This window comes from Bacillus sp. JJ1521, from assembly GCF_036965165.1.
Classification (GTDB): domain Bacteria; phylum Bacillota; class Bacilli; order Bacillales; family Bacillaceae_L; genus Ferdinandcohnia.
Map to the genome: position 1 here is coordinate 1 of NZ_JBALOX010000276.1, position 5,383 is coordinate 5,383.

Genomic DNA, 5,383 nt, shown 5'->3' on the forward strand with positions numbered 1-5,383 from the left:
CCAGTTAATGCTGGAAAGTTTCCTTTGAAAAATCGTGGCATCCGCCGGAGGCTATAACTTTATTCAGTAGTGGTTCTACTGAATAAAGTTATTCTTTTGGCGCACGTACGACAGATTCGAATTGACCTTTATGAGAACCGTCGCAAAAAGGTTTATTATTGGATCGACCGCATCTGCATAATGAGAAGGTTTGTTTTGTTGTGAACGTGTTTCCTTCCGCGTCCACCAAATCAACATCACCTGTAATGCGTAAAGAACCATTGTCATTTACCTTGATTGTAACCTTTGACATCTCTGGAATACCCCCTTAGAGTGATAATATTACTATTGATAATAAGGTAATCATTACCAAAACTCAAATGCTTGTTAATGATACAAGTCATTGTAATGATATGTAGAACAAAACAAGATATGTTAAAATATATGTAAACGAACATAAAAGGAGAACACTATGAACGTTACATTTACAGAACGTGCGATTGAAAAACTGAATACACAAATTAAAAATAAAGATAAAAAATTAAAGCTGAAATATGAAACAGAAGGCTGCGGTTGTGTGATGAGTGGGGTTACGGCATTATGGCTGGTAGACTCTGGAGACGAAGATGATCTAACCTTAGAAACGAATTATCAACCATTATTAGTAGAAAAGTCTAAAATGGTATTCTTAGATGAAAAGATGACAGTGGATTTTGTTGAAACTGCAAATTGTTATATGTTAAAAAGCCCAAATGAGATTCTGAATCCACGTTTAAGGTTAGTAGAAGTGAGTGGTGTACATGAGTTCCAAGCTTAAAACAATCCGAAATATTGCAGAAGATAAAACATGGGTTTCCTTTTTACATGATAACCATCCATATAGCCTCTTGCACTGGTCCATTGCAGGGGCAAACCATGAACAAAAGGATGTGTGGTTACTTCAGGATGAGGTGACTTTTGAGGTTCAGGAATTTGAAACGATTGAACTTGCATTGGAATGGATAAAAGAGAACTTAACAGACATTACAGATGTACTTGGGNNACACAAATCAGTCCCTTACATATTTGTCTAAAAAATCATCAATCACTTTTTCATAGGCTTCTTTGTTCTCAGCAAAGGAATAAGCATGTTTGCCTTTTTCCGCAATCAGCATTTGCTTCGGACCTTCCTTCATGTTATAAAGCTCCATTGTCATTTCTGGCAAAATATAATCATCCTTGGCACTGTGGATAAATAAAACTGGATTTTTGATATTTTGAATCACAGAAACGGGGGAAACATCCTTAATACTATATCCATCCCGAAGCTTTAAAGCTACATTGGCAAAAGGAAGAACGAGTGGGGCAGGGATTTTATAATCCACCTTTAAGAGATATTTCAGCTGCGCTTCAAAATCGGAAAACGGGCAGTCTACTATATAAAAATTTGCTCCGTCCTCAATCATTCCAGCGTAAAGTAAAGTCGTCACAGCCCCCATCGATTCCCCGTGAATACCGAGGGTAATGTCGTCCCCATATTTTTCTTTTACCCAGGAAACAACCGATTCAAGGTCGAATTTTTCATAGTGCCCATAGCTTGTCGTTTTTCCCCCGGTTTCTCCATGGCGGCGATGATCGTATAAAAGGACATTCCAGTCACGCTCCAAGAATAGCTTCATGTATTTAATGGAATTTAGTTTATTTTGGGTCACACCGTGGGAGATGATAATGAATCGTTTTTTATTTGTTCCTTTTACAAGCCAGCCTTTAATCATGTACCCAAATTTAGATTGAATGGATACATCCTCCTTTTTCAAAGACTCCACCTCATCTAAGGAAAGTCGCCCCTCTTTTGATTCCCGGTTAAGAATTTCATCATCGGTTTTCTTCTTCATAAACATGACGATGTTTGTAAAAATCATTCCGATTGTGGCCATATAGCCGATAAGAATTCCAAGAATTATAAAGATCTTCTTCATTCTTTTCATGAAAAAACGCTCCTTCTAAAAAATCCGATTGAAAATATATGCTTCCTTTATTATATCCTCTTTTTAGCCAATCTCCATAATTTTCCTACGCCTAAGGTCTTAGATAAAGATATATCTCCGGCTCCTTATGCCACTTCCCTTAAGCCGATATGATTAATTCATACAAAAGTACTAAATTTTACCTATTGGAAGAAAGAGGAGATGTATGGTGAAGCTATTGAAATTTATTGTCCAACGGAAAATTATGATTACATTAATGATTTTCCTGGTAACCGTATTAGGAGGCTATTCTTTTATGAAAGTAGACAAAGAGCTCATGCCTCCAGTAAAACTAGATGGAGCTTTTGTTGAGATTTATGCCGGTGAAATGGCAGCGATTGAAGTAGAACGAACGATAACCACACCCATCGAACAGCGGATTTTAGCAATAGACGGTGTTGAGGGTGTTCAGTCCACTACAAATATCGGAAGAACCGCTTTGGATCTCAAATTTGAAGCGGGGCGAGGTGCAGAGATTTATAAGGAAGTAGAATCAGTCATTGCATCTGCAAAATCGGAGTATCCGAATATCACCGATGTTGCATCAGGTCAATATGGGGGAAGTCAAAGCTACGAATTTTTTATGGATGTATCTGGCGGCAGCATGGAGGAAATCTCAACTTTTGCAAAAGAGATATTAGAGCCACGATTAGAAGCGCTGCCTGAGGTAAGGGATGTTTTACTTACGGGGATAGAGGAGCATGAGGTTGCCATTAATATAGACCGTGAAAAATTACAGGAACATCATCTCGATGTTTCCGGGGTGATTGCGGCGGTCCAACAGTCCAATGGTGAAGCCACTTTAGGAGAATTAAAAGATGATAAGGATTCATCTTCCTTAAGATGGAGCTCCAAGATAGAAAATGTGAGGGATATCGAAAATATTTCATTCCCAACGCAAGATGGCTTTATTTTACTAAAGGATGTTGCAACAATCACAATCCAGCCATTAGAGAATAATTCATATGTATGGAAAAATGGGTCACAGGACTTTATTCTTGTACAAATCGGACGCGTATCCAATGTCACACAAATCGAGATGGCAAAAGCAATACGGGCGGAAGTGAAGAAAATTCAAGACGAAGATCTTGTAAAGAACTTCGAATTAAACGAGGTAGTCGCTCAAGCAGATTATGTTAGTGAATCAATTGATGGGGTTAAAGACAATATTTTAATTGGTGGAGTCATTGCGATTATCATTTTGTTACTGTTTCTACGTAATATTAGGGCAACCTTTATTATTGGTTTATCGATTCCATCTTCCGTTCTTTTAACCTTCACAGCGATGTGGTTATTTGATTATAGCTTTAATATGCTAACACTACTTGGACTTGGCTTGGGGATAGGAATGATGGTGGACTCCTCGATTGTAATCTTGGAAGCCATCTATAAGAAGAAGGAACTAGGATTCGGTAAATTCGAAGCCGTTATCGAGGGCACTAAGGAAGTAGCTTCGGCGGTTATTGCCTCGATGCTGACAACCATCGTTGTTTTCCTGCCAATTGGTTTAATTGGAGGGGAGATGGGTGAATTTGTCATTATGCTATCTGTTGTAGTGGCAATAACCCTAATAAGTTCTGTTGTAATAGCATTTACACTTATTCCAACACTTTCAGAAACATTTTTAAAGCTAAGAAAACCATCTAAATCGAAAAAAGACTCGATTTTCATGAAAGGTTATCGCAATTTAGTGGCTTGGGTGATTGAAAAGAAAAGAAATAGTTTAGCCGTCATCACATTATTTCTACTGATGTTAGTCGGTTCCCTATTTCTTGTCACGAAAATACCGATGACGATCATGCCTGATATGTTAAATCGTTATGCAGAGCTTGCCGTTGACATAGAGCCAGGTTTATCTATTGAAGAAAAACAAAGTGTGGTTAATGAAATAAATCAGAGACTACAAAAAGTGAAAGATGTAGATACACATTATGTCATGGATAATGGAAGCATGCTTTATACCATTATTAATATGACAAAGGGCGATCAAATTACGATAGAACAAAAGGAAGTAAATGAAAACATTCTGGATACATTACGCAACATGCAAGAGGATTACCCTATTTTGGGTGTTCAAAGTGCAATGGCAGGCGGGGGAGGGTTTCCCGTCCAGGTAAAGATTAAAGGAGACAGCCTTGAGCAGCTTCAAACGATTTCAAATAAATTTGCTGCCGAGCTTAAGAATGTAGATGGGATTTCTGCCATCACAAATTCTATGGAAAGAACTTCAGAAGAGCAAATCGTTGTTTTAAAAGAAAAAGAAATTGAAGAGGCTGGCTTGCATCCTTCACAAATTAAACAATTTATTGAAGCTTCGTTTATTAAAATGCCTGTCGGTACAATGCAGAATAATGATGAAACCTTACCTTTACATGTAAGTTGGAATAAAATTCCTGCAACAAAAGCTGATTTACTCGATCTGAAAATGTCTGTTCATGACGGAGAAAAGCCACTTTCCTCCTTTATTGAACTTAAAACGGTTCAAACACCAAATGAAATCATTCATTCTGATGGGGAAAGACTTGTAACCATTTCTGCTGATATAAAGGACCGTGATCTTGGTGCAGTGAATCGTGATATTCAGAAAATGATGGATGAATTCGAGGTGCCAACAGGGTATAAGCTATCTGCAGGTGGTGATTTAGAGCAGCAACAGGAGCTAATGACGGATATGATTTTTGTATTAGCGATTTCAATCTTCCTTGTTTATTTAGTAATGGCTGTTCAATTCAATCATTTTGGGCATCCATTGCTCGTAATGTCCGTTATTCCGATTACCATCATTGGTGTTATTTTAGGATTATTTATAACCCAAATGGAATTAAACCTCATGTCAGGAATGGGTATCATTATGCTGGTTGGTATCGTTTTAAATAACGCGATCTTGCTAGTAGACAGAACAAACCAGCTCCGGAAGGAAGGATATACGATTCAAGAAGCACTTATAGGGGCCGGTAANNGATTTTTATGACCACCTTGACAACAGTTGCTGGTATGCTTCCGCTTGCCCTTGAATCCGGGGCTTCCGGTAATTATCAGGCACCGATGGCAACTGTTATCATCTCTGGGCTATCGTTTGCAACCTTAATTACATTATTGTTAATTCCTGCTGTATATCGATTATTTTCTTTCTCGCGGTCGGCGGAAACCCGTAGAGCAAGAAATAAAGTAAAAGCAACTGTAAAGGTCGAAACAGCCCCGAAAATCTAAAAAAACCCTTGGTGTAGTTCAGTTCAACTATACCAGGGGATTTTTCGTTATTGCTCTGAATTTTGACGGTTTGTAGGGTGAATGGCTTTTTCCATTTCTTCAGCAGCCATTGTATTGTTTGTCGTATCAGCATTCGGTTTTCCTTTTTGAGAACGACCTTTGTCACGTTTTGCCACACTTAACAACTC

Annotated in this window: 6 protein-coding genes; 4 read left to right on the forward strand and 2 right to left on the reverse strand. The window is 38.2% G+C overall.

Going from position 1 to position 5,383, the window contains the following annotated elements:
• Window positions 1–88 precede the first annotated feature (88 nt).
• Window positions 89–292, reverse strand: a complete 204-nt coding sequence (locus tag V7147_RS24665) for a CDGSH iron-sulfur domain-containing protein (RefSeq protein WP_335370437.1) — start codon at window positions 290–292, stop codon at window positions 89–91.
• A gap of 159 nt (window positions 293–451) precedes the next feature.
• Here V7147_RS24665 and V7147_RS24670 point away from each other — a divergent pair, with 159 nt between their 5' ends.
• Window positions 452–796, forward strand: a complete 345-nt coding sequence (locus tag V7147_RS24670; RefSeq protein ID WP_335370438.1) for an iron-sulfur cluster biosynthesis family protein — start codon at window positions 452–454, stop codon at window positions 794–796.
• The gene (locus tag V7147_RS24675; RefSeq protein ID WP_335370439.1) at window positions 780–1,052 is read left to right on the forward strand and encodes a DUF2552 family protein; all 273 of its coding nucleotides are present in this window, start codon (window positions 780–782) and stop codon (window positions 1,050–1,052) included. The genes V7147_RS24670 and V7147_RS24675 overlap by 17 nt, the downstream gene beginning before the upstream one ends.
• Here V7147_RS24675 and V7147_RS24680 read toward each other — a convergent pair.
• Complete coding sequence (locus V7147_RS24680) at window positions 1,029–1,937, reverse strand: alpha/beta hydrolase (protein WP_335370445.1); 909 nt, start codon at window positions 1,935–1,937, stop codon at window positions 1,029–1,031. The genes V7147_RS24675 and V7147_RS24680 overlap by 24 nt on opposite strands.
• Window positions 1,938–2,202: 265 nt before the next feature.
• Between V7147_RS24680 and V7147_RS24685 the strand changes: the two genes are divergently transcribed.
• Together V7147_RS24685 and V7147_RS24690 are read left to right on the forward strand one after the other, a co-directional pair.
• Window positions 2,203–4,956 (forward strand): efflux RND transporter permease subunit, encoded by a 2,754-nt coding sequence (locus V7147_RS24685; protein ID WP_438824654.1) that lies wholly within the window; start codon window positions 2,203–2,205, stop codon window positions 4,954–4,956.
• On the forward strand, window positions 4,953–5,195 hold the full coding sequence (locus V7147_RS24690) for an efflux RND transporter permease subunit (protein WP_335370441.1): 243 nt from the start codon (window positions 4,953–4,955) through the stop codon (window positions 5,193–5,195). Before V7147_RS24685 ends, V7147_RS24690 begins: the two co-directional genes overlap by 4 nt.
• The last annotated feature ends 188 nt before the right edge of the window (window positions 5,196–5,383 follow it).

What these genes read in the sequence shown, in the direction of transcription:
- V7147_RS24665 (WP_335370437.1), bottom strand. Translation starts at nt 292, where the DNA reads ATGTCAAAGGTTACAATCAAGGTAAATGACAATGGTTCTTTACGCATT.
- V7147_RS24670 (WP_335370438.1), top strand. Translation starts at nt 452, where the DNA reads ATGAACGTTACATTTACAGAACGTGCGATTGAAAAACTGAATACACAA.
- V7147_RS24680 (WP_335370445.1), bottom strand. Translation starts at nt 1,937, where the DNA reads ATGAAGAAGATCTTTATAATTCTTGGAATTCTTATCGGCTATATGGCC.
- V7147_RS24690 (WP_335370441.1), top strand. Translation starts at nt 4,953, where the DNA reads ATGACCACCTTGACAACAGTTGCTGGTATGCTTCCGCTTGCCCTTGAA.